The organism is Limnohabitans lacus, from assembly GCF_030053395.1.
In the GTDB taxonomy this organism is placed as follows: domain Bacteria; phylum Pseudomonadota; class Gammaproteobacteria; order Burkholderiales; family Burkholderiaceae_C; genus Limnohabitans_A; species Limnohabitans_A lacus.
Map to the genome: position 1 here is coordinate 163,554 of NZ_JASGBH010000005.1, position 25,840 is coordinate 189,393.

Genomic DNA, 25,840 nt, shown 5'->3' on the forward strand with positions numbered 1-25,840 from the left:
ATGGGTGCTTGCTTTTCAATGTGCTAATCGAGTTTGATGTTCCCGTACCACGCCCGCACATTGCCTTGGGTGTTGTCGCTGTCGGTCATGATGGCCAGGGCGACCAGTTTGCCGGGGGGCTCGCCAAAGGCTTTTTCAAAATCAGCGCGGATGTCGCGCCGGTATTGCCGCCACTGGTTCAGATGCTGTGGCCCGGACTCGACCACCCATTTGCGCACACGGTCGGTTCTCGGGTTGATGATCACGGCATCCACAGGGTGCTGGTTGCTCCAGACGTACATCAAAGTGGCATAGGGCAATGGTTCTCCGGTCAGGGCCTGGGTCAGCTCACTGAGCATGGCGTTTTTGGGTGAGAACTGGCTGCGTTCGCCCTCAAACGCGAGGATCACCCGTACAGGTGAATCCTCAAGCTCGCGCACCGACATGTCGGCTGTGGCCATGAGGTTTTCCACCTGCCATTCAAACTGAAGGCGCCCCAATTGCTCGGGCGCAATGTTCAGGCGCTGGCGCAACATGCTGGCCGATGATTGGGCATGCGCCAGCACCGCGGGGCGTTGTTCACGCTGCTCCAGCCTGAAGGCGGTGCGCAGCTTGCCTGGCAGCGTCACCACCTCCCATTGGGCCTTGTCTTGCGGCTTGAAGACCAGTGCGCCTTGTGGCGGTTTGGACACCACCGATGGCGCTGGCGCACCGTGCCAAGCGCAGCCGCCGAGCATGACTGCACTGCCGAGCAGCAGCTTGAGATGGAGTGAATGCAGCCGTCCCATGGTTCTCCCGAATCAGACATTGGGGATGGACCGTGTATAAATGGCCCACGCTTGAATGCGTCAAATTGTCAGCGCATTTCATTTTCATCATTTCCAAAGGTTTATTCATGATCCGTCGCCGTTCATTGATCCAGATGGCCGCACTGAGCGCCTTGCCCGCCGCTTCTGCCATGGCGCAAAGCTTCCCCAGCAAACCCCTCAAAATCGTGGTGCCCTTTGGCGCGGGGGGTGTGGCCGATTTGACGGCGCGTGCCGTGGCGCAAAAGCTGTCTGAGAGCTTGGGGCAAGCCGTGGTGATCGACAACCGCCCCAGCGCAGGCGGCATTGTGGCGGGCGAGCTGGTGGCAAAGGCCGAGCCCGATGGCCACACCTTGCTGCTCATGTCCAACGGCACAGCTGTGAGCGCGGGCTTGTTCAAGTCTTTGCCTTTCAACCCACGCACCGACTTTGCGCCAGTGTCCTTGTTGGGCCTTTTTGACATGGCGGTGGTCGTCCCCGAGAACTCACCATTCAAAACGCTGGCCGAGTTGATCAGCTTTGGCCGAGCCAACCCTGGCAAGCTGAATTTGGGCACCATCAACATCGGTAGCACCCAGAACCTGGCGGCCGAGTTGTTGCGCACGCAAGCCAATTTGATCGCGCAGATCGTGCCCTACAACGGAACACCCGCCGTGATCAATGCCTTGCGTGGCGGCCAAATCGATGCGGCGGTTGAAATCTTGGGTCCGATGAAGCCGCAGATCAACGCCAAGGCGGTTCGCCTGTTGGGCGTGATGGGCGAGAACCGGCCCAAGGACCTGCCGCAAACACCGGTGGTCCGCGAGTTGCCAGGTCTGAGCAACTTCAACGTGTCGTCTTGGAACGCCTTGGCCGCACCCGCCAAAACACCCAAGGCGGTGGTGGACCGCCTGAGCCAAGATCTGGCCAAAATCTTGTCACAGCCCGAGATGGTGCAACGCTTGGCCGGTTTCAACGTGCAAGCCAAATCGAGCACCCCTGCGCAACTGGCCCAATTGCTGGACAGCGACATCAAACGTTGGAGCGATGTGATCGCCAAGGCGGGCCTGACGCCGCAGTAAATTCCTGTTTGAATCAAACGCCCATGAAAAAACCCACCGTGTTGCCATGGTGGGTTTAGATCTTCAAATCCATCACTGACTTTTTTGCCTGCAGTTCAGCTAAAACTGAGCTCACCTGCGGAAATAGAACTCGCCCACCACTTGGTCATAAATGGCTGGCACCTGATCGTGTCCCACGGAGCGCGCTAACTTCACCACCTCGGTGCGGACGGAGCGCACAACACGGTCTATGGTCACACTGGGTTTTTGCATTTCCCTGGCGAAAATTCTGGTGAACAAGCCATTCTTGTCCGGGTCACTGGGCCCCAATTTGTCCAAAGCTTGCTGACCCGAGCCCGCCGAGAAAACCACCATTTGACCTGTGGCAGCTGTTGTTGGCGCCAAACCACGCAACCCCCCACCAATGGCACGGCCATTGTTTTTAAATGGGTTGTCCCGGCAAGCATCGATCATGGCCAAGGTGAACTTGACCTTTTTGTCGGTCATGTCGTCCAGCAGCCTTTGCAAGGCAATGCCTTCGTCTCTGACTTGCTCTTCATCTTGGCCGGCCACATCGATGGGGATCAGGTAATTGGCGTTGGCCAGTTGCACCCCATGACCGGCATAAAAGATGGCCACTTCGTCGCCGGCCACAACTTGGGACTTGAAGCCCCGCAAGGCCGCTTTCATCTCTTTTTCAGTCAGGTCCAATTTCAAGGTGACTTGATAGCCCACATGGGTGAGGCTTTTGGCCATGAGTCGGGCATCTTCTCGCGCGTTCTCCAACTTGGCCACCACTTTGTAACTGTCATTGCCGATCACCAGCGCCTTGCGGTTGGCGTAAATCGGCTCAGGAGGCAAGGCTTCTGGTGTGGACGCTGACACAGGCAAGGGGACGGCAACAGACACCGCTGAAGTGGCTTTGATGGCTGCCGCAGCGGCTGCAGCTGCCGCCGCTTCTACCCTCAGTCGGGTCAATTCGCTGGACAGTTGCAACAACAACTCACGGTCTTTTCGCCGCTCGTCCTGATCGGCCTTGGCCAACTCCTGGCTTTTCTGAAGCTCAACCAACCTGACGCGGTCTTTTTCGGCAGCTTCACGTGCAAACCGTTCTTCTTCGCGGGCCTTGGTCTCTTGCGCCACGCGCAATTGCTCTTTGACCCGAGCCTCTTCTTCAAACTTGCGCTGCATGCGCAAAGCCTCGACCTCTGCCAGCAACTGTTGTTCGCGTTGCAGGGCTTGGGCCTGCTGGGCAAGCCTTTGCTTGCGTATGACTTCTTCAGCCTGCGCTTTTTCGGCGTTCAAACGTTCCTGTGCCTGAACTTGGTTGCTGGCCAAGGTGGTTTTGGCGTCACCGCCCCCCAAAGCCATGGCCAAACTGCGGGGCAAAAGCACTTTGCCATCGTTGACCACCACCGTGCAATCGCACTCCTTGGGACAGGAGGCGATGTATTTCTCCGCATCGCGAACAATGCGGTCTTTGAACATCAACACCTGTGCTGGTTGGTTGTTGTTGGTCGAGAAAATTTCTGCGTTCGAACAACTGGAAGCCGCCACCACCATATAGAAACTGGAGGTCTGCGCCACTTTGTCAATGGTTCGACCCCAGGCGGAGGATATTTTGGAAGCCAAGGGCAAATCCCCCAGACAACCATCTTGGCCATCTGAGTAAAGAATCTTGGTTCGAAAATTGCAGGATTGCGCATGACTGAGCCCCGCGCCAAACAACAGCACGGACAAGAAAATCAGCCGCAAAAGCACATGCGGTCGCATCGTTTTGGCTCCAAAAGCAGTCATCAACTTTGACATTTCACACCGAGACCTCATTTGGCCGCCCCTGAAGTCTCAAGAACACGGCGCATTCGTCATGAAAAAACCCACCGTGTTGCCACGGTGGGTTTTTTCTATCTAAATCTCAAGCTGTCATACGACAGCGCGGGATCAGAAAGCGTGACGCACGCCCACGGCGGTACGGGTACGCTTGTCGTTACTACCCACCAAAGTGGTCGGGTTAGCAGCAACACCGGCTTTGTCGTCGATAGACTCGTAACGAGCGTACACAGCAGTGCGCTTGCTCAGTGCATAGTCAGCACCCAATGCGGCCAGTTTGGACTTGGCGCCAGCTTTGTTTTCGAAAGTACCAGCAGAAGCCATCAAAGTGGTGGCGCCCATGGTGTAAGTGCCCGACAGTGCAACGTAGCTGTTGTCAGTAGTACCAGCGCTGTTCTTGGTGTTTTGCAGCAAAACGAACAACTTGGCGGCGCCCAGAGCGTAGTTTGCGCCCAGAGTGTCATAAGTTGTGCTCGTGCCAGCAGCAGCTTTTTGCTTCAAGTTGGTGTAAGAAGCAGCGATAGGGCCGTTGTTGTAGCTCACGTTGACTTCATCAGAGCCTGTGAAGTCGTAGGCACCGAAGGTGGCGCTGTAATCAGAGCCAGTGGCTTTTGTCTGTTTCTGAGCGTTGTACAAAGAAACAGTCAAACCGCTGAAAGAAGGCGATTTGTAGTTGATGGAGTTGTCCGAACGAATCAGACGAGCAGAAGTTGCGCCAAAGCCCGAACCGATGGCGGTGCCGAAAGGCTGGCCAGTCAAGCCAGAGATCAGGGAGTTGTAGTTCACAGCGCCAGCGTCGATGGTGCCGAAGTTGCCAGCCAAGCCAACGCGCAGTTCGCCGTTACCGAAGGTACCAGCAGTCGAGTTCACGGGGGTGGCAATTGTCGAGGCAGTGCCAGCGTTGGCGTTGTTGGACACGGTGTTCCAGTCGGTTTCCACGCGGAAGTTGGCCTTCAAGCCACCGCCCAGGTCTTCCGTACCGCGGAAGTTGATCTGGCTGGTCGAAGAACCGTTGTTAGCGATACCGCTGACCTTTTGGCCTTTGTAGTCGATGGATGTAACAGCCACGTCCATCACGCCGTCGATTTGGACGGAAGATTGAGCGAAAGCACCAGTTGCGGCCAATGCGGCCAGAGCGATCAGAGATTTTTTCATTGCAAGTTTCTCCAAGGTTAAACAAAGGGTCCAGAAGATTTAGCCAGTGCTTGGCACCAAACGCACTTCTGAGCCAACCCCCAATCAAGAAGGTTGAAGCTATTGCACCAGAGCAAATGGCCTTTTCCAAGGCTTTTGCAAAAGAAAAGGCTTTTCCGTTGCACGAATGCAACAAACATCAGGGTCAACCCTGTGTTTGGCGTGATTTTTTGATGGTTTTTCTAACAAATACAACAACTTCGACACGTTGTTGCATGCGCTACTTGACATGGATTTGGCGGATTTTGGCCCTGAAATTGTCCCCTGACAGTCTGTTTGTGCTGCGCTTGCTCGGGTTTGTCATGATTAAACTCGCTGCATGAGCCTCAATGCCTTGATCCTTGCCGCCGACAGCGCCTTGCGCACCCTGTGGGCCGACCCCCGCGCCAGCCGCCCCACGCCGCAGACCGCCACGGCCGAGCTGGTGCTCAGCGATGCCGAGCGCCGCGAAGCCGCTGCGCTGATGCGGGTGAACCACGTGGGCGAGGTTTGCGCACAGGCCCTGTACACCGGCCAGGCCCTGGCTTGCCAAGACCCAGCCTTGCGCGCCCAGCTCTCAGAGGCCAGCCGCGAAGAGACTGATCACCTGGCTTGGACCAAACAACGCTTGGATGATCTGAACGACCGACCGTCGCTCTTGAACCCGCTTTGGTATGCGGGGGCTTTTGCCATTGGCTACGCAGCGGGCAAGCTGGGCGGTGACAAGGTGAGCCTGGGCTTTGTGGTCGAGACCGAGCGCCAGGTGGAGGCCCACCTGCAAAGCCACATGGACCTTCTGCCTGCGGGCGACAACGCTTCGCGGGCCATCGTGGCGCAAATGAAGGCCGATGAGATCGCCCATGCGCAGATGGCGCAAAAGGCTGGGGCGGTGGAGCTGCCCGGCGCCGTCAAAGCCCTGATGCAATCCGCCGCCAAAGTGATGACGACGGTGGCCCATCGGATTTGATTCAGCTTTGACGCCAAGGCAGGCCGCGCATGCGCCAGCCGCCCATCAAGCCTCGGTGGGCGTTGGCATCGGGGTCGCCTTCAAAGCCTTCGAGGATGTTGTACGCCTGCAGCCCCAGTTCGGTGGCGCGTTGCGCGGCGGCAATCGATCGCACACCGCTGCGGCACAGCAACACCAGTTTTTGACCGCCTGCGCCCAGCGTCTGAATGCCTGCGTCAAATTCGGGATTCATGGCCATGCCGGGCCATTGCTTCCAGGCCAGGGCGTGGGCGTCGGGCACAAAACCGACCCAGGTGCGCTCGGCATCGGTGCGCACGTCCACCAACTGAGCCTCACCAGCTTGCACCCAGGCCCAGGCCAATTGAGGGCTCACATCGCCGGCATAGCCTTGTGCAGGGCGAACAAGCATGAGCGCATCGCCACCCGCGTCTTGGCGCAGACCCGACAGCCGATTGGCAGGCACCGCTTCGTCAATGCGTTGAGGTTTGGGCAGGTTGAGGTTGTTCATGATGTTCACAAATTCAGCCAGTGATTTGCCCGCGATGCGGGCGTTGTTCTGCTTTTCAGCGCCAATGCTGCTGTGCGTGCGGCCTTGGTAGTCGTGACCGGGCCACACGGTGGTCTGGTCAGGCAGGGCAAACAACACTTGCGTGATGCTGTGGTGCAAGGCTTCAGGACTGCCCGACTGGAAGTCGGTCCGCCCACAGCCCTGGATGAGCAAGGTGTCGCCCGTGAAGACGTGATGCGCCGAGCCGTTCTGCCAAACAAAGCACATGCTGCCAGCGGTGTGTCCTGGCGTGTGCAGGGCCAGCACTTTTTGCGAGCCAAACGCGAGCTCTTGGCCGCCTTGCAATTGCACGGCAGCGGTGCCGATGTCACAGCCTTCAGGCGCGGCAGATCGTGCACCCGCATGCTCCACCAGCAGACCAGCGCTGGTCACATGGTCGGCATGGGCATGGGTTTCGATGGCCCAACGCAAGGTCAGGCCGTGTTCGCGCAACACGTCCAGGTCACGCTGCAGCTGTTCGGCCACAGGGTCAATGATCAAGGCGTCGCGGCTGGCTTCGTCAAACAGGATGTAGGTGTAGGTGGACGAGACAGGGTCAAACAACTGGATGGGGTTCACAACAAGACCTCAGGCAAATTTGGTCAGCATTTTGGCCACGTGTTCGGCCGATTGGTCGCCCTGCTCGATCATGCAGCCGACCATGGAAAAAAAGGACTTGTCGAGCGCCTTGCGGGCAGCGGCCATTTGCTGGGCAATTTTTTCGCAGTCGGCATCCTCGTCGATCAGGCGCTGCAATCCGCGCAACTGCCCCTCGACACGGGCCAGACGGGTGCGCAAGGCTTTTTTCTTTTCGGGGTCGTCGATGCGGCTCATGGGACTCTCCGGTCTGATGTCGGTGGAGGAAACGTCAAGCTTTGGGCTTTTTCTGAGGCCTTGCCCAGTTGGCAATGCTCACTTGCTTGCCACGCGCCACGCTCAAGGCGCCCGGCTGGGTGCTTTTGGTGATGGTAGAGCCGCCGCCCACAGTACCGCCAGCGCCAATGGTCACGGGGGCGACCAGCACGCAGTTGCTGCCGATGTGCACGTCGGCTTCGATCACGGTGCGGTGTTTGTTGGCGCCGTCGTAGTTGGCGGTGATGCTGCCCGCGCCGTAGTTGACGCGCTCGCCCACGGTGGCGTCGCCCAGATAGGCCAGGTGGTTGGCTTTGGCGCCTTGGGCCATGGTGGCGTTCTTCACTTCGACAAAGTTGCCAATATGAACCTCGGCCCCGAGCTGTGCACCAGGACGCAGGCGGGCAAAGGGGCCGATCAAAGCGCCCTCTCCCACCGTGACGCCGAGTTTTTCGCCGTCGATGTGGGTGAAGGGGTGGATCACCGCACCGGCTGCGATGGTGCAGTTGGCGATGACGCAGTTGGCGCCAATCTGGACGCCTTCGCCCAGCGACACTTGGCCTTCAAACACGCAATTGACGTCAATCTCGACGTCTTGTGCGCAGACCAGTTGGCCGCGCAGGTCAAAGCGGGCGGGATCTTTGAGGCGCACGCCTTGTTCCATCAGGCGGTGGGCTTGGCGCAGTTGGTGGGCACGCTCCAGCTCGGCCAGCTGCACCGGGCTGTTGATGCCGGCCACTTGCAGGGCATCGGTGATTTTGTGGGCCACCACGGGCACGCCATCGGCCACCGCGAACTTGACCACATCGGTCAGGTAGTACTCGCCTTGGGCGTTTTGGTTGTCCAAACGGGCCAGCCAAGTTTTGAGCAAACGGACGGGCACAGCCATGATGCCGCTGTAAACCTCTTTGATTTGGCGCTGTGCATCGCTGGCGTCTTTTTGCTCGACGATGGCTTGCACGGCATCGCCCTGACGGACGATGCGACCATAGCCCGTAGGGTCAGCAAAGTCGATGGTGAGCAGGGCCAACTGTGTGCCGCCGCATTGGGCAATCAGCGCCTGCAAGGTGTCTGCCTGGGTCAGGGGCACGTCGCCCGACAGGATGACCACGATGCCATCGTCGGCCAGCGCGGGCACGGCTTGCTGCACGGCGTGGCCGGTGCCCAGCTGGGGCTCTTGGCGAACGCACTGCACCGCCAACACTTGGCCGGGGGCCAAGAGCAATGGCTCCACCTGGTCGGCCCCGTGCCCGGTGATGACCACGGCCGAACGCGCCTGCAGCTGGGCGGCGGTGTTCAGCACGTGCTGCACCAGCGGCACACCCGCCAGGCGCTGCACGACCTTGGGCACACGGCTTTTCATGCGTGTGCCTTTGCCAGCAGCCATCACAACAACATCTACGGGTTCAACTCGGGTCATGGAAATCTTTCAGGGGGACCGCATTCGGAATGCCGCAATTATCGCCAGTCGAGAGGGGCTTTGAATGCGCTGCGCCGGGGCTGAGGCCACCGGCCTCCAAAATGCACGCAGAGCGCCCACACGCCACCCCAACGGTGTGGCAGCGCACCCTGCATGAAGGCGCCCTGCCCAATAAAACAGACAATGGTCCGAAAGGGCGCATTTCAACATGACGATGTTTCGGATTTCCAAATGGTTTTTGCTGGCGATGCTACTTTGGCTGCAAGGCTGCAGCGCCGTCAAGCTGGGCTACCAGCAGCTGCCCAATTTGTCTTATTGGTGGCTCGACAGCGCCGTCTCGTTCAGCGATGCGCAGAGCACCCCAACCAAAGAGGCGCTGGGCCAATTGCACCGCTGGCACAAGCGCGATGAATTGCCCGCCTATGCCGACTTGGTCCAGCGCCTGGCCGCACAAAGCGCCGAGCCGATTCAGGCGGCACAGGTCTGCGCAGTGTGGTCGGACGTTGACAAAGCCATGGACCGCACCATGCGCCAAACGGTGCGGGTGGCCGCCCCCGTGGCCATGGCGCTGGGGCCTGAGCAACTGAGCCATCTGAACCAATACTGGATCGGCAAAAACAAGGACTGGGAAAAAGAGTGGCTTAAAGGCAGCGCCAGCGAACGGCTGGAGCGGCGGCTTGGCAAAACCCTGGAGCGCTACAGCGACTTTTACGGGTCCTTGACACCGACGCAAACGGCGATGGTCAAAGCGCAAATGCAGCAATCGGTTTGGACGCCCGAATGGGGTCAGCGCGAGCGGCTGCGCAGGCAGCAAGATTTGCTGGGGGTGCTGCAAAAGGCCTCTCAGAGCAATCCGTCGGCCACGGCACAGGTGGAAGCCGATTTGTGGGGCGTGTGGCAACGCTGGCTGGAGCCGCCCGATGCGGCCGGCAAAGTCGTGATGCAAAAGATGGTGCAACAAGGCTGTGAGAACCTGGCCCAGCTGCACAACAGCGCCAGCCCTGAGCAACGCCAGCGCGCATCCCGCAGGCTGCGCGCTTATGAACAGGACTTGAGGGACTTGCTCAGACCCTGAACAGGGGTCAGCTTTGCAGCGCCTTCCACATCTCCATGTCGCGCTCAGCGGTCCAGATGCGGGGGTTCTTGATGCCGCTGGCTTCGTCGTAGGCGCGGGTCACGTCAAAGGGCAGGCAGTGCTCGTAAATGAACACATGGCCAAACACCGGGTCCATGCTCTTGCGGGTGTGGGCCATGGCGGCTTTGAGGTCCATCTTGCCGGCCACGGCTTCCTTGCCAGCCTGGAACAGGGTGGTCACCCAACGCTGGGTGTAGTCCAAAGCCTTGTTGACGTTGGCGTTGCCCTTCATGGCCTCGCCACGGCCGGGCACGATGAACTCGGCCTTCAGATCGCGCAGGGCTTCCAGCGTGGCAGGCCATTCTTCCAGCTGCGCGTCGCCGGTGTACACACCGGCTTCGTACTCGACCAAGTCGCCTGAGAACAGCACTTTTTCTTCTTCCACCCAAGCAATCGTGTCGCCGCGGGTGTGGCCAGGGCCTGGATGCCAGATCTGAACCACCACGCCACCCAGGTTGATGCTGAGCTTGCCGGGCACTTCGCCTTGGGTGGGGTTGCCGCCGCCGACCACCATGGTGGGCCAGGTCAGGCCGGGGATGCTGTCGGCACCACGGAACAGGCGCGGAAAACGCTCCATCTCGCTTTTCATGTCTTGTGCGCCGCGCTCTTTGATCAGGTCCAAAGTGCCTTCACTGGCGATGATCTCGGTCGCGCCTTCGGCGGCGTAGGCATAAGCACCCAGCACGCGCACCGCGTGGTAATGGGTCAGCAGCACGTATTTGATGGGCAAATCGCTGACGGTGCGGATCTTCTTGATCAGGTCTTGCGCCATGGCGGGCGTGGCGGTGGCGTCACTCACCATGATGAAACGGTCACCGATGATCACGCCCGAGTTGGGGTCGCCTTCGGCGGTGTAGGCCCAGCAGTGCTGGCTGAGTTGCTCAAAGGTGATCTTTTTTTCGCTCAGGTCGGCTTGGCTGGCGAAGGCTTTCGTGGGTGCGCTGGACATGGGATTTGCTCCGGTCGATGAATGGGCGGGATTTTACCTAAACGAAATGCGTTACGGATTGGTAAATGGTCAGCCCAGGCCTTTTTCGAGCATGGCCACCACTTCTTCAGCGAATTGGGCATAGCTCATGGAGCCGCCCGGACGCAACCAGGTGAAGGTCCAGTTGATCATGCCCAGCAGCATCATGGTGACCGCCGTTTGGTTGGCGGGGGTCAAGCGCTGCGGGTAGGCCCGCTTGAGAAAGCGGGTCATAGCGGCCACGATGTCGCGCTGGCGGTTGAGGATCAACTCGCGGGCCGAGACGGGTGCGGCACCCAAGGCAGCATCGGGTGCGTTGCTCAAGAACTGTGTGTCGTTGAGCAAGGCCGCATGCCGCGTGGCCGAGGTTTCGTACTCTTGCAAAAAGGCGCGCACCAGCTCGTGCAGGGCGGCGCGGTCGTCCAGGTTTTTGCGCTGGGCGGTGGCCTCGGTCTGCGCGATCAGCCCCAGCAGGCGCTGGGTGTGGCGGTCCAACAAGTCAAAAAGGATGGCTTCTTTGCTCTCGTAATAGTGGTACAGACGCGCTTTGGAGGTGCCGCAGGCGGCGGCAATCTCATTCATGCTGGCGGCGGGGTAGCTGCTTTGCGCAAAGCACTGCGCCGCGATGTCGAGGATCGCGTCGCGCTTGATGTCGTGGGAGGCGGATTTAGGGCGGGCCATGGTGTTTCAGTTCAAACGGGCCACACAACGCCGTTGTCGTTCAAGATGGCGTCCAGCGGCTCGTCGTGCGGTTCGGGCTCGAAGTCGTCCACGTAGCCTTGCGTGTAGCCCAGGCCCACGGTGAAGGGCTTGGGTTGCAAGGTGGCCAAGGTACGGTCGTAAAAGCCGCCGCCATAGCCTAGGCGGTAGCCGCCAATGCCGTAGCCGACACAGGGCACAAACAACAAGGTGGGCACGATGACTTCGGTGTCTTTGGGTTTGGGGATCCCGTAGGCGTCTTCCTCCATGGGGCAGCCGGGGTACCAGGTGTGGAACGTCAAGGTCTTGTGCTGTTTGTTGACCACCGGCAGGCCGATGCGGCGGCGCTGGGGCTCGCCGTGCAGCTCGCCGTCTTCTTTCCAGCGGTGCAAAACGGGCAGCGGGTCAAACTCGCCCTTGATGGGCCAGTAGGCGCCGATCACGGTGTCGGGGCGGTCGAACAGCCAAATGCGCATGACGCGCTGCAAAGCCTCGGCACGCGCCAGGCGGTCGGGCAGGTTCAATCTTTCTTCGATCAGGGCCTTTCGCAAGGCTTTCTTGGCGTCCGCTTTGTCCATAATCAACCCATGCACCTATTCAAGCAACTGACACAGATTCTGACATTGGTTGGCGCCTTGGCCGTGACCGGCCTGACCTGTTTTCCTGCGCAAGCGCAAAACAAGGGCGACGAGGCCCTGCTGGAGATGGCTCAGGCCTTCCGCAAAAACGACAAGGCCCGCCTGAGCGCCTTGCTGCCACAAGCCCGAGGCCATGTGCTCGAGCCCTTGGCTGCCTATTGGGAACTGCGCCCACGCCTGGACACGGCCTCGGAGTCTGAGATCCGCAATTTCCTGACCACTTACGCAGGAACTTATTACGAAGACCGCCTGCGCACCGACTGGCTGCTGCAATTGGGCCGCCGCCGCGACTGGGCCACATTCACCGCCGTATACCCGTACTACCGCATGCGCGACGACCGCGAAGTGCGTTGCTACGCGCTGGTGACCGAGGCCATCAACAGCAAAGCCAATGTGACCGAAGAAGCCAAGCGGCTTTGGTACTCGTTGCGCGAAGCTGAAGACGGCTGCACTTATGTGGCCGAGCACCTGCACTCGGGCAAGCAGATCAATGGTGTCGATTTGTGGCGCAAGGCCCGCATTGCCATGGACGCCAACCGCCCGGCACCCGCCAAAGCGGCGGTGGACATCGAGGCTCCCCGTTTGTCCGAGCAAGTGGCTTTGATCCATGCCGATCCGGCCAAATATTTGGACAAACGCATCATCGCCATTACCCGCAACCGCAAAGAACTGGCGGTGCTGGCCCTGATCCGCCTGGCCGCCAGCGACCCGGACAAAGCTGCGCAATTGCTGGACCACCGCTGGGAGATCCAGCTGAGTGCCGAGGAACGCAACTGGACCTGGGCCGTGATTGGCAAACAGGCCGCCCAAAAGCTGCAGGACAACGCCAGCAGCTACTTTGCCAATGTGCGCAAAGACAGCGACCTGAACGATGACCTGCTGGGCTGGAAAGTGCGCGCGGCTTTGCGCATGGGCCAATGGAAACAGGTGCTCAGTGCCACACAAGCCATGTCACCCGAAGCCCGCAAGGACCCCACCTGGACGTATTGGCAAGCCCGCGCTCTGCTGGCCACGGCTGGCAACGATACCGCGCAAAAACAAGAAGCCCAAAACCTGTTGCGCAGCATCGCCAGTGTGCGGGGCTTCTACGAACAACTCGCCCTCGAGGAACTGGGCCAAAGCATCACCGTGCCCGATCGCCCTGTGGCTTTGACAGCGCCCGAAAAATCACAGGCCCAAGCCAACCCCGGCCTGCAAAGGGCCTTGTATGCCATCGGCATCGGCCTGCGGGCCGAGGGCAACCGCGAGTGGAACTACAGCACCAACTTGCACACCCCCGGCGGCATGAACGACCGCGAGCTGCTGGCTGCGGCCGACTTGGCCTGCCAACGCCAGGTGTGGGACCGCTGCATCAACACCAGCGACCGCACCAAAGAGGCGATCGATTTTGACCAACGCTTTCCGATGCCCCTGCGCGACATCGTGGTGCGTCGCGCTGGCGAGATCAAACTCGACCCGGCCTATGTGTATGGCCTGATCCGCCAAGAAAGCCGCTTCATCATGGATGCCCGATCGCATGTGGGCGCCTCGGGCCTGATGCAAGTGATGCCGGCCACCGCCAAATGGACCGCCAAAAAGATCGGCCTGACCAGCTTCACACCCGACCAGATCACCGACAAGGAAGTCAACGTGGCCATTGGCACCGGCTACCTCAAGCTGGTGCTCGACGACTTCGAAGGCTCCATGGCCTTGGCGGCCGCTGCTTACAACGCTGGCCCCAGCCGTTCGCGCAATTGGCGCAACGGCCCCGTGCTGGAAGCGGCCATCTGGGCCGAGAACGTGCCGTTTCAAGAGACACGTGACTATGTGAAGAAAGTGCTGTCCAACACCACCAACTACGCGGCGATCCTGACGCGCCAGCCTCAGTCGCTCAAAAGCCGTCTGGGGCAAGTGGGCCCGCGCAACAAAGCTTTGGTCGAAGTCAACACCGATTTGCCATGACGGTCTGACGCAGAAAAACACAGGGAGGAAAAAATGATCCAGCTTTACATCGGCAACAAAAACTATTCATCGTGGTCCATGCGCCCCTGGGTGCTGCTGCGCCAAGCGGGCATTGATTTCGCAGAAGTCTTTGTTCGCTTCGACGGCTTTGGGTCGACATCGCAGTTCAAAGCAGCGCTCAAGGACATCAACCCCGTGGGCAAGGTGCCCGTGCTGGTGCACGACGGCCTGGCGGTGTGGGACACCCTGGCCATCGCGGAATATGTGGCCGAGCAGTTTCCCGAAAAGCAGCTGTGGCCACAAGACCGCGCCGCCCGTGCACGGGCCCGCAGCATCTGCGCCGAAATGCACAGCGGCTTTACGGGCCTGCGCAGCGCCTGCCCTATGAACATCGAGGCCCAGCTGCCCGATGTGGGCGCACTGGCACTGCGCGACAAGCCCGCGGTGCGCGCCGATCTGGAGCGCATCTGCAGCCTGTGGAGCGGCCTGCTCCAGGAACACGGTGGCCCGATGCTGTTTGGCCACTTCACCGTGGCCGATGCCTACTTTGCCCCAGTGGTGATGCGCCTGAAAACCTATGCTCTGCCGGTGCCCACCGATGTGGCCGCCTACATGGCGCGCGTGTGCGCCCTGCCCGGCGTGAAAGCCTGGATCGACGGCGCTTTGGCCGAACAAGATTTCATCGACTTTGAAGAGCCTTTCCGGCTCCAGCGCTAAGGCCATGAAAACCTACGCCGTCGGGGGAGCTGTGCGCGATGCCTTGCTGGGCTTGGCCGTGCAGGACCGCGACTGGGTGGTGGTGGGCAGCACGCCCGAGGCGATGGCGGCTTTGGGATACGCGCCGGTGGGCAAAGACTTTCCGGTGTTTTTGCACCCCCAAACCCGCGAGGAATACGCCCTGGCCCGCACCGAGCGCAAGACGGCCCGTGGCTACAAAGGCTTTGCGGTGCAGGCCGACCCCAGCGTGACGCTCGAAGAAGACCTGGCCCGGCGCGACCTCACCGTGAACGCCATGGCCGTGATCGAGGCCCTGGCGCACGAGCCCCCCAGTGCCTGGACGGGCCAGATCGAGGATCCTTTTCATGGGCAACGCGATTTGCAAGCCAAGGTGCTGCGGCATGTGACCGGCGCTTTTGCCGAAGACCCGGTGCGCATTTTGCGGCTGGCGCGGTTTGCCGCGCGGTTTGCAGACTTTTCTGTCGCCGATGAAACCATGGCGCTGATGCGCCAGATGGTCGAGGACGGTGAAGTGGACCATCTGGTGCCCGAGCGCGTCTGGCAGGAACTGGCCAAGGGGCTGATGAGTGAGAAGCCCTCGCGCATGTTCGAGGTGCTGCGCGCATGCGGCGCGCTCAAAGTCCTGCTGCCCGAACTGGACCGTCTTTGGGGTGTGCCCCAACGCGCCGAACACCACCCCGAGGTGGACACCGGCGTGCACATGATGCTGGTGATGGACATGGCCGCGCAATTGAACGCCCCGCTGGCCGTGCGCGTGGCTTGCCTGCTGCACGACTTGGGCAAAGGGACCACGCCCGCCGACGTGCTGCCGCGCCACATTGGGCACGAGGGCCGCAGTGTGAAGCTTTTGCTCAAAGTGTGTGATCGCCTGCGGGTGCCCAGCGACTGCAAAGAGCTGGCTGAGGTGGTGGCGCGTGAACACGGCAACATCCACCGCAGCGACGATTTGAATGCCGAAGCCCTGATGCGCCTGTTGGAGCGCTGCGACGCCATCCGCCAGCCCGAGCGCTTTGCGCGGGTGCTGCAAGCGTGTGAATGCGATGCGCGGGGGCGACTGGGGTTTGCCGATGCGGCTTATTCACAAGCAAGCAGGCTGTTGAAGGCCCAACAAGCAGCCCTGTCGATCGAGACGGCCCCCATTGCCCAAGCGGCCGCGCAAGCAGGCCTCAAGGGCCCGCAAATTGGCGATCGCATCACCCAAGCGCGGGTTCAAGCCATCCGAAACCTGTATCCGTAGGTCGGCCCTCAGGCCCGACCAGGGTCACTCACAAGTGCGAACGCGCCCACTGGGCGATGTCGGCTGCCGAGCGGAAGGCACCGGCTTGGCGGGCGATTTCTTTGCCGCCGACAAACAGCGCCAGCGTGGGGATGCTGCGGATGTTGAAGCGGGCGGCGATGGCTTGGGCCTCTTCGGTGTTGAGTTTGGCCAGGCGCATTTGCGGCTCCAGCATCTGCGCCGCTTGCTCGAAAGCCGGGGCCATCATGCGACAGGGGCCGCACCAAGGGGCCCAAAAGTCCACCAGCACGGGCAAGTGGTTGCGCCCGATGTGACGGTCAAAAGAGTCAGAGTCCAGCGCCAGCGGATGGCCATCAAACAGGGTTTTGTGGCATTGCCCGCAGTCGGGGCGGCTGTGCATATCGGCCACACGCACCCGGTTGGTGGTGTGGCAATGCGGACAAACAATGTGCAAGGCCTCGGCGGATACGGTCATGAGATAACTCCTGTGTTCAAGAACACGTGGGGGTCATGGCCAGCGCTTCAAGAGCTCTTGCAAAAGGACGGCAAGGGCCGCCCGGCAACCTCAGCGGGGGGTGCGTGGGGTCATGGGGGGGCGACCGGCCAGGTGGCGGAAGCTGATGCGGCCTTTGCTCAGGTCGTAAGGCGACAGCTCCAAGGTCACGCGGTCACCGGCCAGGATACGGATGTGGTTCTTGCGCATCTTGCCGGCCGAGTAGGCGATCAGCTGGTGGCCGTTGTCCAAGGTCACGCGAAAACGCGTGTCGGGCAACACTTCGTTGACCACGCCCATCAATTCAATCAGTTCTTCTTTAGCCATGAGTTCTCTCTCAAAACAAAATGAGGTTGGACGTCTGACGTTGCACCCAAAGCACACCCTCGTCGAGGGCGTACTGGCTGGCAGCGGCAGGCGTTGCAAATTCGGGCACAAACCGCATCACGCGGTCGGTGCTGGCGCTTCCGCGGCCACTGGCCACAGACACTTGCGCGCCAAAAGCCCCGTTGGGCAGCGCCCGGGAGCAAGGTTGGATTCGGTACTTGCCCATCGAGATGGACTTGTGCAAACAATGGTGAATCGACATGGATTTTATCTAATGGAGGTCGGCCCGCTTTTCCTGCCTCTTCGGGGCGGTCTTGTGGGCTGGGGTTTGGCACGTCCTGCTGCCAAATGCGCCTCCGATCAATCCACGCGGTGTGGACCACAGTGCACCGTGCAGAGGTGCATCAAAAGGAAGCAAAAAATCGTCTGGGCCCAGCTTTGAAAAGCATGGCGGGCGATGTGCACAGTGGAGGACAAGACTGGCATCCCTCTGCCGGGATGCGCTATCGGCTCGCGAAGAGCTAGATGGGCATAAGTCGCCAATGGCGTGACGCACTGTAACACGTTCAGGCTTGCAGCGTTTGTGCGCACCCACTCACAGCCACTTGGCAATCGCAGCGGCCAGCATGCTCAGCAGCAAGGTGCTGGTGATCGGGATGAACCACTCGCGCCCGAACAGGCGGAAACGCAAGTCCCCCGGCAGGCGACCAAAGCCCAGCTTTTGCAGCCAGGGCTGCAAACCACTGAAGATGATCAGGGCCAGCAATACGACGATGAGCCAACGGAACATGGGCGGCCTTGAAACGGTTTACAGCCGGTGCGAGCGGTCACCCCGCTCAAAGCCCTGGGCCATCCAGGCGTCCGAAGTGGCCAGGCCGACCACCTTGAACAGCTCACCCATCTCGTGCTCGTTGACCAGGCGTTGGGCCTGGCTGCGCTCGGCCAGAGAAGCCTCGGCCATGCGTTCGGCAAGCCCTAGGTTCAACAAGAACCAAGCTTGGCTGGTGTAGCCCAGCACGTGCAGCCCGGCATTCTGTGCGGCCAGCGCCACGCCGGTGAAATTGACGTGGGCGGTGATGTCTTTTTGGCCCACGGCCACCAGCGGATCGGCATCGGCCTGGTGCAGCTGGTGGCACATGACGGTGCCCATGTGGCGTTGCGGGTGAAAGTATTCACCCTCCGGGAAACCGTAGTCCAGGAAAAAAGCCGCGCCGCCACGGCCCGCTTTGAGCCGTTCGGCCAAGCTGGCGATGAAGGCCTCGCCTTGTGGGTGGATTTCGGTCAGGTAGTCGTGCTCGCCCTCGATGGCCATTGGCGGGCGCAAGTCGGTGGGCCGGTCTTCCCAAGCGAAAGCATCGCCTGCGCTGACCACACCCCGCTCATGCCAAACCCCGCCTGTGCGCTGCAAGAGCTGCACCGGCATGGCGTCGAGCACCTCGTTGCCCACCACCACGCCCTCGATGGCCTCAGGCCAGACGTCCAGCCAGCGGACTTTGTGGGCGTGTGCCGCCAAGGTATCGGCCTGGCGAGCGCGCAAGGTGCCCGACAGATCGATGATGGTGTAGCGCGTCACGGCATCGCCCAGGCTGTCCAGCAGCTGCAAGGCCAAGGCGCCAGTGCCAGCACCAAACTCCCAAACCTCGTGCGTGCCGGTGGCTTGCAAGGCCTGTTTGACCTGCACCGCCAGGGTGTGGCCAAACATGGGGGTCAAACCGGGCGCGGTCACGAAATCGCTGCCTGACGAAGGCATGGCGCCGAACTTTTGCAGGGCGTTGGTGTAGTAGCCCAGACCCGGCTCGTACAGCGCCATGGCCATGAAACGGTCAAAACCGATCCAACCGCCCGCTTGCGCGATGGCTTGGTGGATGCGTAGGTTCAATTCAGAGGAGGTGTTGGGCGTCGTCACACTGCGATTGTCGCCCAAGCCGCGCGGGGTCTTGGGTGCGGGCCCGCCCTGGATGGGGCGGCTTGCCCGATAATTCAGGGCTTACCACCTCTCACCCACGGGGCTTTGCCCGCACGACATGAAACAAGTTCTGGTCACCGGAGGCGCTCAACGCCTGGGCGCAGAGATCGTCCGCCAATTTGCGGCGGCGGGCTGGCGCGTGTGGTGCCACTACCAACGCTCTGCCGATGCCGCCCGCGCACTCCAAGCCGAACTGCGCACGGCAGGCGCTCAAGTGGACTTGGTGCAAGCCGACCTGGCCCAAAGCACCGATGTGCAGCGCATGGTGGACCACATCGCCCAGACATCTGGGCCGCTGGACTGCCTGGTGAACAACGCCTCGCTGTTCGAGCCCGACACTGGGGCCGCGATGGACCCGAACGGCACCCGCCAGCAGCTGGAAGTGAACCTGATCGCGCCGCTGGCCCTGGCATCCCTGATGGCTCAGCAAGCTGCGCCCAAGGCCCTGCCCGGCCAGCGCAGCGTGGTCCACATCTTGGACCAGAAGGTGTTCAACCTGAACCCCGACTATTTTTCGTACACCGTCTCCAAATTGGCGCTGGAGCGTTCGGTGGCTTTGCAAGCGCAAGCCCTGGCCCCTTTGCGGGTGTGTGGCGTGGCGCCGGGCTTGATGTTTTTGAGCGGCCCGCAAACCCAAGAGAACTTTGACCGCGCCAGCCGCGTGAACCTCTTGCGTGAGCCGATCGACCCGGTGCAGGTGGCGGCGACCTGCCTGTTTTTGGCGCAAAACCCCTGCATCACCGGCACCACGGTCTGTGTGGACAACGGCCAACACCTGGTGCCTTTGGCACGTGACGTGATGTTCTTGGCCGACGCGAAAGACAAGGCATGAGCGACCTGATGACCGATTTGGCGCTGAACTGCCGCCGCCTGTTTTTGCGCAACCACACGGTGGACGTGCGCATCGGCGCGCACGACTTTGAAAAGCTCGGCCCCCAGCGCATCGTCTTCAATGTGGAGTTGTTCGTGCCCTACAGCGCATCCACCCCCACGCAAGACGACCTGGCCGAGGTGGTGGACTACGACTTCATCCGCGAGGTGATTGCCCGGCGTGTGGCGCGTGGCCATATCGTTTTGCAGGAAACCTTGTGCGATGACTTGATGCGCGAGCTGATCGCGCACCCGCAGGTGCAGGCGGTGCGCCTGTCGAGCTGCAAACCCGATGTGTACCCGGACTGCGAAGCCGTCGGGGTTGAAATCTTTCAGACCAAACTTCCGACATGAAAACCCCAGCCGGACACCAAACCCTGGAGCTGACCGGTTTGCGCTTTGACGCCAACCTGGGCATCCTGGAACACGAAAAAACCGATCCACAGCCAATTCAAGTGGATGCCGAGCTGAACCTGGGCACGCAGCCCTTGCTGCCCAGCGACGACGACATCCACTCGGTGCTGGACTACCGCAAGGTGCGCAAGATCATCATCGATGAATGCACCGCCGAGCACATCAACCTTCTGGAAACGCTGATCGGCAAACTCTCCAACCGCCTGATGCAACTGCCGGGTGTTTTGGGGGTGCGCGTCAAGATTGCCAAACTTGAAATTTTTGAAGACTGCGAAGTGGCCATTCGCATGGAAACCGGACAGTGGTGAACCTCATGAACACAGACACAGCAGCAGACAACGCATGGGTACAAGCACAAGCCGAATCAGAGGCCGCCAAGGCCGTCAAAATTGAGCGCGAAACCCACAAACTCGAAAAGCGCCTGTGCCGCCAGATGGGCCAAGCGATTTCCGACTTCAACCTGATCGAAGCGGGCGACCGCATCATGGTCTGCATGTCGGGCGGCAAAGACAGCTACGGCATGCTGGACATCCTGCTCAAGATGAAGGCCCGCGCCCCGGTGGATTTCGAGTTGGTGGCGGTCAACCTGGACCAAAAGCAGCCAGGCTTTCCCGACCACATCCTGCCCGCATACTTGAAAGAGCTGGGTGTGGAGTTCCACATCGAGACACAAGACACCTACTCGATCGTGAAAGACAAGATCCCTGAAGGCAAGACCATGTGCAGCCTGTGCTCGCGTCTGCGCCGGGGCATTTTGTACCGCGTGGCGCGCGAGCTCAAATGCAACAAGTTGGCGCTCGGCCACCACCGCGACGACATGCTGCAGACCTTTTTCTTGAACATGTTCTTTGGCGGCAAGCTCAAGGGCATGCCCCCCAAACTGGTCAGTGACAACGGCGAGTTCATGGTGATCCGTCCGCTGGCTTATGTGGCCGAATCGGACCTCATCCGTTGGGCAGAGCACCGACAGTTCCCCATCATCCCCTGCACCCTGTGTGGCAGCCAAGAAAACCTGCAGCGGCTGCAAGTGGGCAACATGCTGCGCGAGTGGCAAAAGAAACACCCGGGCCGGATTGAAAACATGTTTGCGGCTTTGCAAAATGTGGTGCCCTCGCACCTGATGGACGCCAAGCTGCATGGCTTCAAAGACTTGAAAATCACCGGCATCGAATCCGACGATGGCGACAAGGCATTTGACGAAGAAGAATTCACCGAAGCCCAATTGCCAGGCATTCAGGTGATTTCGATTTCATAAGGGAGGCGCTCATGCGCATGGTTTGGCTTTGCAGTGTTTTGCTTGTGGGGCTTTTGTCGGGCTGCGCCACCGTGCGCCGGATCGACAGCGACGTGGTGTCGGTCTCGGCCGCGCCTGCGGGCATGAATTTGCAAGGCGCCAAATACCGTTTTGAGCGACTGCCCTCGCAAGCCAACAACCCCGAAGCGGGGTTGGCCGAGCAACAGGCCGAAGCGGCCATGACGGCCGTGGGCCTGGTGCGAGACGACGCGAACGCGCAGATCAGCGTGCTGGTGGGCTTTGCGGGCACACAGTACCTGGCGGACGCGTGGGGTCGCCCTTTGCCACCGGGCGCTTGGTCGCCTTATTACGGCAGCATCTCGGTCGGTCGTGGCGTGGGCCCCCACATGGGCCTGGGCATGGGCATGCGCTTTCCCCCGCCCACGCAGTACCGCCGGGAGGTCAGTCTGCTCATGCGCGACCTGAGATCGGGCCAAGTGGTCTACGAAACCCGCGCCATGCACGATGGCGTCTGGAGCGACAGCACGCCCGTGTTTGCCACGCTCTTTCAGGCCGCCTTGGCCAATTTCCCGAACCCGCCCGCCGGTCTTCGCCGGGTGAACATCGACATCCCCCGTTGAACGCCATGGAAGCCACGCGCATCCTGGCCATCCGCCATGGCGAGACCGCCTGGAATGTGGACACCCGCATCCAGGGTCATTTGGACATTCCGCTCAACGAGGTGGGACTGCGGCAAGCCCAGCACCTGGGCCAGGCCTTGGCGCTGCGTGACGCGGTCGATGCGGTGTATGCCAGCGATTTGTCGCGCGCCCACACCACGGCCAGTGCCATTGCGCAGGCCATGGGCCAAGCCGTCACAGCGCACACCGGTTTGCGCGAGCGGCATTTTGGTGACTTTCAAGGCCGCACTTTTGCCGAGATCGAAGCCCAATTGCCAGACGACGCTTGGCACTGGCGCAAACGCACACCCGAATGGGTGCCGCCCGGCGGCGGCGAGTCTTTGGTGATGCTGCGCGAACGCATTTTGAGCACGGTGGACGCCTTGGCCTCACGCCACCCCGGCCAGCAAATCGTGATGGTGGCGCATGGCGGGGTGATGGACATCCTCTACCGCGCGGCGACCCGCCTGGACCTGCAAGCGCCGCGCACCTGGCAGCTGACCAACACCGCCGTCAACCGCCTGTTGTGGACGCCGCAAGGCCTGTCTCTGGTGGGCTGGGGCGACACCTCGCACCTGGATGCGCTGGGCCAAGACGAAACGACCGCCTGAACTGGCATGGCCCGCACCCGCATGTCATCGGCTTTGGCCCCGACATGGATTGATGGAGGATGGGAACCGTCGCAGCTGAAGCGCCAACCTACCCAGCCCTCATCACTGCCCAAAGGACTTGGGCGGCGTCACGCCCAAGTGTCGGAACGCGGCCAAGGTGGCCATGCGACCGCGCGGAGTGCGCTGCAAATAGCCTTGCTGGATCAAATACGGCTCGATCACGTCTTCGATCGTGTCGCGCTCTTCGCCGATGCTGGCGGCGATGTTGTCTAAGCCCACCGGACCGCCGTCAAAGCGGTGGATCACCGCCTCCAGCAGTTTGCGGTCCATCAGGTCGAAGCCTTCGGGGTCCACGTCCAACATGACCAAGGCCTTTTGGGCAATGGCCTTGTGGATGGTGCCGTCGCCTTTGACATCGGCATAGTCGCGCACCCGTCGCAGCAAGCGGTTGGCGATGCGCGGCGTGCCGCGTGAACGGCGGGCAATTTCAAAAGAGCCTTCGGGGTCGATCGGGGCTTTGAGCAGACCCGCGCTGCGGGTCACGATGCGGCTCAACTCTTCGGGGGTGTAAAACTCCAACCGCGACACGATGCCAAAACGGTCACGCAGCGGGTTGGTCAACATGCCCGCCCGCGTGGTGGCGCCCACCAAGGTGAAGGGCTGCAAATCGAGCTTGATGCTGCGGGCCGCCGGGCCCTCGCCAATCATGATGTCGATCTGGTAGTCCTCGAGGGCAGGGTACAAAATTTCTTCGACCACAGGCGACAGGCGGTGGATCTCATCGATGAAGAGCACATCGTTGCGCTCCAGATTGGTCAAGAGCGCGGCCAGGTCTTTGGGCTTTTCAAGCACCGGGCCACTGGTCTGGCGCAGGTTCACGCCCAGCTCGGCCGCGATGATGTGGGAGAGCGTGGTCTTGCCCAAACCAGGCGGGCCAAACAGCAGCACATGGTCCAGCGGCTCCTCGCGCATCTTGGCTGCGCTGATGAAAATCTCCAGCTGCTCGCGCACCTTGACCTGGCCCACGTATTCGTCGAGCAGCTTGGGGCGCAGGGCGCGTTCAATGGCCTCTTCGCTGTGCGACACAGGCGCGGCAGACACCACTCGGGGTGTGGGCTCTGGCAAAAAGTCGTCGGTGCGGATGCTCATGACTTGCCTCGTTTATTTGTTCAAAGCCTTGAGCGCCAGCTTGATGCCCTCGCTCACGCCCACATCGGCGGGCAGGCTCTTGAGGGCGGCAGCCGCTTCCTTGTCGCTGTAGCCCAGCGCCATCAAGGCTTGCTGGATGTCGCTGGTCGCATCGCTGGCGTTGACGGCGAACAATCCGCCCAGGTCGCCGCCCAATTTGCCTTTGAGCTCCAGCAAAAGTCGCTCGGCCGTTTTTTTGCCGATGCCCGGCACTTTGACCAAACGGCCCGCCTCTTGGCTGGTGATGGCCTGGGCCAGATCAGCCACGCTCATGCCCGACAGCACAGACAGTGCTGTGCGTGGGCCCACGCCCGAGATCTTGATCAGCTGGCGAAAGGCCTCGCGCTCGCTCAAGGTGGCAAAGCCGTAGAGGATTTGCGCGTCTTCGCGCACCACAAAGTGCGTGACCAGACTGACCTTTTCACCGGTGGCGGGCAGGTTGTAGAAGGTGCTCATGGGCACATTCACCTCGTAGCCCACGCCATGGCAGTCCACGATCACCTCGGGAGGGTTCTTGTCGCTCAGGATGCCGGTCAGTTTGCCAATCATGGAAAGGGGTGCTTTCAAATGCCTATCATGGGAGAAAATGCGCGCTGACCGATGACCCGGCAACGCGCTCACCTAGGATTATCAACTTGATCGTCAGACACACCTTCATCCCGCACAACAATACCCGGCTGTCGCACCTGTGCGGCCCGATGGACGCGCACCTGCGCACCATCGAAGCGGGACTGCAAGTGAGCATCGCGCACCGCCACGAGCAGTTCAAGGTGGACGGCCCCAAGGCGGTGGCCATGCGGGCCATGGAGATATTGCAGGCGATTTACGAGCGGGCCGACCGACCCATTTCGCCCGACATGGTGCAACTCATGTTGGTGGGCGACAGCGCGGGCGAAGAGGCCGATCTGCCCGCACTGCAAACCCGCCGCGCCGACCTGAAGGCCCGCACCCCCGTGCAGGCGGCCTATCTGGAGAGCATCGCCACCCACGACATCAGCTTTGGCATTGGCCCAGCCGGCACGGGCAAGACCTATTTGGCGGTGGCCTGCGCAGTGGACGCGCTGGAGCGCAGCAGCGTGCAGCGCATTGTGCTGACGCGCCCGGCGGTGGAAGCCGGTGAACGCCTGGGCTTTTTGCCAGGCGACTTGTCGCAAAAGGTGGACCCTTATTTGAGACCTCTTTATGACGCGCTGTACGACCTGATGGGTTACGACAAAGTGCAAAAAGCCTTTGAACGCAACGCCATCGAGATCGCGCCACTGGCCTTTATGCGCGGTCGCACGCTGAACAACGCCTTTGTCATCTTGGACGAAGCGCAAAACACCACCACCGAACAAATGAAGATGTTCTTGACACGCATTGGCTTTGGCGCCAAGGCGGTGGTCACGGGCGACGTGAGCCAGATCGACTTGCCCAAAGGGCAGCTGTCTGGCCTGATCGATGCCGAGCGCGTTTTGAAACGCGTCAAGGGCATCGCTTTCACACGCTTTTCAAGTGCCGATGTGGTGCGCCACCCCCTGGTGGCCCGCATCGTGGACGCCTACGAAGCCCAAGGCAGCGCGGTCATGCGCGCCGGCATCAGCACCCGCCGCAAGCCTTTGCCCACTGACGATTGAAAACCGACATTCATGGCTCTGCAAAAACTCCAACTCTCGCTGCAATTTGGCGACTTTCCGTACAAAGCCCGCCACCGCGCCGCCCTGCCCCGCCATGCGGTGAGCCGCGCCATTCGCCATGCCTTGGCCGATGACGCCGAAATCACAGTGCGCATCGTGGGCGAGGAAGAAGGCCGCGAGCTCAACAAGAGCTACCGCAAAAAGGACTACGCCACCAATGTGCTGACATTTGACTATGCGCAGGAACCTGTGGTGATGGCCGACTTGGTGCTGTGCGCCCCGGTGGTCGCGCGTGAGGCCAAAGAGCAGGGCAAGACGTTGGCGGCGCATTACGCACACTTGCTGGTGCATGGCACGTTGCACGCCCAGGGCTGGGACCACGAGACCAGCGAGGCCGATGCCGAAGAAATGGAAGCCTACGAGATCGACATCTTGGCGGAGTTGGGCTTGCGTAACCCCTATCGGTGAATTT

The 25,840-nt window shown here is 61.0% G+C and carries 31 protein-coding genes and 1 pseudogene; 15 read left to right on the forward strand and 17 right to left on the reverse strand.

Translation table 11 applies throughout. The features are described from left to right. Positions 1-23: 23 nt before the first annotated feature. The gene (locus QLQ16_RS08585) at positions 24-767 is read right to left on the reverse strand and encodes a DUF3047 domain-containing protein (protein ID WP_283224280.1); all 744 of its coding nucleotides are present in this window, start codon (positions 765-767) and stop codon (positions 24-26) included. 107 nt (positions 768-874) lie between these two features. Between QLQ16_RS08585 and QLQ16_RS08590 the strand changes: the two genes are divergently transcribed. Next, a complete protein-coding gene (locus QLQ16_RS08590) occupies positions 875-1,846 on the forward strand; it encodes a Bug family tripartite tricarboxylate transporter substrate binding protein (RefSeq protein ID WP_283224281.1) in 972 nt (323 codons plus the stop codon). Positions 1,847-1,957: 111 nt separating this feature from the next. Here QLQ16_RS08590 and QLQ16_RS08595 read toward each other — a convergent pair whose 3' ends face one another. Beyond that, on the reverse strand, positions 1,958-3,457 hold the full coding sequence (locus QLQ16_RS08595) for a caspase family protein (RefSeq protein ID WP_283224282.1): 1,500 nt from the start codon (positions 3,455-3,457) through the stop codon (positions 1,958-1,960). 309 nt (positions 3,458-3,766) lie between these two features. Beyond that, entirely contained in the window at positions 3,767-4,810 is a 1,044-nt protein-coding gene (locus QLQ16_RS08600; protein ID WP_283224283.1) for a porin, read from the reverse strand. A 50-nt stretch (positions 4,811-4,860) separates the two neighbouring features. On the opposite strand from QLQ16_RS08600, the gene QLQ16_RS08605 reads away from it, so the two are divergent. Further along, positions 4,861-5,172 (forward strand): hypothetical protein, encoded by a 312-nt coding sequence (locus tag QLQ16_RS08605; protein WP_283224284.1) that lies wholly within the window; start codon positions 4,861-4,863, stop codon positions 5,170-5,172. Beyond that, complete coding sequence (coq7, locus tag QLQ16_RS08610; RefSeq protein WP_283224285.1) at positions 5,169-5,795, forward strand: 2-polyprenyl-3-methyl-6-methoxy-1,4-benzoquinone monooxygenase; 627 nt, start codon at positions 5,169-5,171, stop codon at positions 5,793-5,795. Before QLQ16_RS08605 ends, coq7 begins: the two co-directional genes overlap by 4 nt. 1 nt (position 5,796) lies before the next feature. Here coq7 and QLQ16_RS08615 read toward each other — a convergent pair whose 3' ends face one another. From QLQ16_RS08615 to glmU, 4 genes and pseudogenes are all read right to left on the reverse strand, one after another. Further along, positions 5,797-6,204, reverse strand: coding sequence for a rhodanese-like domain-containing protein (locus QLQ16_RS08615; protein WP_283224349.1), 408 nt, complete (start codon positions 6,202-6,204; stop codon positions 5,797-5,799). 204 nt (positions 6,205-6,408) lie between these two features. Further along, positions 6,409-6,921, reverse strand: a pseudogene (locus QLQ16_RS08620) (MBL fold metallo-hydrolase); the annotation flags it as partial. A 9-nt stretch (positions 6,922-6,930) separates the two neighbouring features. Continuing rightward, positions 6,931-7,176, reverse strand: coding sequence for a metal-sensing transcriptional repressor (locus tag QLQ16_RS08625; RefSeq protein WP_283224286.1), 246 nt, complete (start codon positions 7,174-7,176; stop codon positions 6,931-6,933). A 34-nt stretch (positions 7,177-7,210) separates the two neighbouring features. Beyond that, positions 7,211-8,614, reverse strand: coding sequence for a bifunctional UDP-N-acetylglucosamine diphosphorylase/glucosamine-1-phosphate N-acetyltransferase GlmU (glmU, locus tag QLQ16_RS08630; RefSeq protein WP_283224287.1), 1,404 nt, complete (start codon positions 8,612-8,614; stop codon positions 7,211-7,213). Positions 8,615-8,828: 214 nt separating this feature from the next. Here glmU and QLQ16_RS08635 point away from each other — a divergent pair, with 214 nt between their 5' ends. Beyond that, positions 8,829-9,689, forward strand: coding sequence for a DUF6279 family lipoprotein (locus tag QLQ16_RS08635; RefSeq protein WP_283224288.1), 861 nt, complete (start codon positions 8,829-8,831; stop codon positions 9,687-9,689). A gap of 7 nt (positions 9,690-9,696) precedes the next feature. Here the strand turns inward: QLQ16_RS08635 and QLQ16_RS08640 are convergent, their stop codons facing one another. The 3 genes from QLQ16_RS08640 to QLQ16_RS08650 form a co-directional block, all read right to left on the reverse strand. Beyond that, a complete protein-coding gene (locus tag QLQ16_RS08640) occupies positions 9,697-10,698 on the reverse strand; it encodes an MBL fold metallo-hydrolase (protein ID WP_283224289.1) in 1,002 nt (333 codons plus the stop codon). Between the two features lie 69 nt (positions 10,699-10,767). Next, a complete protein-coding gene (locus QLQ16_RS08645) occupies positions 10,768-11,397 on the reverse strand; it encodes a TetR/AcrR family transcriptional regulator (protein ID WP_283224290.1) in 630 nt (209 codons plus the stop codon). An 11-nt stretch (positions 11,398-11,408) separates the two neighbouring features. Beyond that, positions 11,409-11,993: a 5-formyltetrahydrofolate cyclo-ligase gene (locus tag QLQ16_RS08650; protein WP_283224291.1), complete on the reverse strand. Its 585-nt coding sequence runs from the start codon at positions 11,991-11,993 to the stop codon at positions 11,409-11,411. Between the two features lie 9 nt (positions 11,994-12,002). Here QLQ16_RS08650 and QLQ16_RS08655 point away from each other — a divergent pair, with 9 nt between their 5' ends. From QLQ16_RS08655 to QLQ16_RS08665, 3 genes are read left to right on the forward strand one after another with little or no spacing between them, the layout of a single operon-like run. After that, the gene (locus tag QLQ16_RS08655; protein ID WP_283224292.1) at positions 12,003-13,994 is read left to right on the forward strand and encodes a lytic transglycosylase domain-containing protein; all 1,992 of its coding nucleotides are present in this window, start codon (positions 12,003-12,005) and stop codon (positions 13,992-13,994) included. A 33-nt stretch (positions 13,995-14,027) separates the two neighbouring features. Further along, a complete protein-coding gene (locus tag QLQ16_RS08660; RefSeq protein WP_283224293.1) occupies positions 14,028-14,711 on the forward strand; it encodes a glutathione S-transferase family protein in 684 nt (227 codons plus the stop codon). 4 nt (positions 14,712-14,715) lie between these two features. Next, entirely contained in the window at positions 14,716-15,969 is a 1,254-nt protein-coding gene (locus QLQ16_RS08665) for a multifunctional CCA addition/repair protein (RefSeq protein WP_283224294.1), read from the forward strand. A gap of 28 nt (positions 15,970-15,997) precedes the next feature. Here the strand turns inward: QLQ16_RS08665 and trxC are convergent, their stop codons facing one another. From trxC to QLQ16_RS08690, 5 genes are all read right to left on the reverse strand, one after another. Beyond that, positions 15,998-16,444, reverse strand: a complete 447-nt coding sequence (gene trxC / locus QLQ16_RS08670) for a thioredoxin TrxC (protein WP_283224295.1) — start codon at positions 16,442-16,444, stop codon at positions 15,998-16,000. A 90-nt stretch (positions 16,445-16,534) separates the two neighbouring features. After that, positions 16,535-16,789, reverse strand: a complete 255-nt coding sequence (infA, locus tag QLQ16_RS08675; RefSeq protein WP_108324509.1) for a translation initiation factor IF-1 — start codon at positions 16,787-16,789, stop codon at positions 16,535-16,537. Between the two features lie 10 nt (positions 16,790-16,799). Continuing rightward, entirely contained in the window at positions 16,800-17,051 is a 252-nt protein-coding gene (locus tag QLQ16_RS08680) for a DUF6566 family protein (RefSeq protein ID WP_283224296.1), read from the reverse strand. Between the two features lie 333 nt (positions 17,052-17,384). Continuing rightward, the gene (locus QLQ16_RS08685) at positions 17,385-17,579 is read right to left on the reverse strand and encodes a DUF2905 domain-containing protein (RefSeq protein ID WP_283224297.1); all 195 of its coding nucleotides are present in this window, start codon (positions 17,577-17,579) and stop codon (positions 17,385-17,387) included. Positions 17,580-17,597: 18 nt separating this feature from the next. Beyond that, a complete protein-coding gene (locus QLQ16_RS08690) occupies positions 17,598-18,695 on the reverse strand; it encodes a class I SAM-dependent methyltransferase (RefSeq protein WP_283224298.1) in 1,098 nt (365 codons plus the stop codon). A 118-nt stretch (positions 18,696-18,813) separates the two neighbouring features. On the opposite strand from QLQ16_RS08690, the gene QLQ16_RS08695 reads away from it, so the two are divergent. The 6 genes from QLQ16_RS08695 to QLQ16_RS08720 are packed head-to-tail and all read left to right on the forward strand — an operon-like array spanning position 18,814 to position 22,564. Further along, positions 18,814-19,587, forward strand: a complete 774-nt coding sequence (locus tag QLQ16_RS08695; RefSeq protein ID WP_283224299.1) for an SDR family oxidoreductase — start codon at positions 18,814-18,816, stop codon at positions 19,585-19,587. After that, entirely contained in the window at positions 19,584-19,979 is a 396-nt protein-coding gene (locus tag QLQ16_RS08700; protein WP_283224300.1) for a dihydroneopterin aldolase, read from the forward strand. Before QLQ16_RS08695 ends, QLQ16_RS08700 begins: the two co-directional genes overlap by 4 nt. Then, positions 19,976-20,347, forward strand: a complete 372-nt coding sequence (locus QLQ16_RS08705) for a dihydroneopterin aldolase (RefSeq protein ID WP_100173549.1) — start codon at positions 19,976-19,978, stop codon at positions 20,345-20,347. The genes QLQ16_RS08700 and QLQ16_RS08705 overlap by 4 nt, the downstream gene beginning before the upstream one ends. Positions 20,348-20,352: 5 nt before the next feature. Then, positions 20,353-21,294 (forward strand): tRNA 2-thiocytidine(32) synthetase TtcA, encoded by a 942-nt coding sequence (ttcA, locus tag QLQ16_RS08710; RefSeq protein WP_283224301.1) that lies wholly within the window; start codon positions 20,353-20,355, stop codon positions 21,292-21,294. An 11-nt stretch (positions 21,295-21,305) separates the two neighbouring features. Further along, positions 21,306-21,914: a DUF4136 domain-containing protein gene (locus tag QLQ16_RS08715; protein WP_283224302.1), complete on the forward strand. Its 609-nt coding sequence runs from the start codon at positions 21,306-21,308 to the stop codon at positions 21,912-21,914. Between the two features lie 5 nt (positions 21,915-21,919). Next, positions 21,920-22,564, forward strand: coding sequence for a histidine phosphatase family protein (locus tag QLQ16_RS08720; RefSeq protein WP_283224350.1), 645 nt, complete (start codon positions 21,920-21,922; stop codon positions 22,562-22,564). Between the two features lie 102 nt (positions 22,565-22,666). On the opposite strand, the gene ruvB is transcribed toward QLQ16_RS08720, so the two are convergent. After that, a complete protein-coding gene (ruvB, locus tag QLQ16_RS08725; protein WP_283224303.1) occupies positions 22,667-23,713 on the reverse strand; it encodes a Holliday junction branch migration DNA helicase RuvB in 1,047 nt (348 codons plus the stop codon). A 12-nt stretch (positions 23,714-23,725) separates the two neighbouring features. Further along, the gene (ruvA, locus tag QLQ16_RS08730) at positions 23,726-24,301 is read right to left on the reverse strand and encodes a Holliday junction branch migration protein RuvA (RefSeq protein ID WP_283224304.1); all 576 of its coding nucleotides are present in this window, start codon (positions 24,299-24,301) and stop codon (positions 23,726-23,728) included. A gap of 86 nt (positions 24,302-24,387) precedes the next feature. Here ruvA and QLQ16_RS08735 point away from each other — a divergent pair, with 86 nt between their 5' ends. Beyond that, on the forward strand, positions 24,388-25,368 hold the full coding sequence (locus tag QLQ16_RS08735; RefSeq protein ID WP_283224305.1) for a PhoH family protein: 981 nt from the start codon (positions 24,388-24,390) through the stop codon (positions 25,366-25,368). A gap of 12 nt (positions 25,369-25,380) precedes the next feature. Further along, complete coding sequence (gene ybeY, locus QLQ16_RS08740) at positions 25,381-25,836, forward strand: rRNA maturation RNase YbeY (protein WP_283224306.1); 456 nt, start codon at positions 25,381-25,383, stop codon at positions 25,834-25,836. Positions 25,837-25,840: the final 4 nt, after the last annotated feature.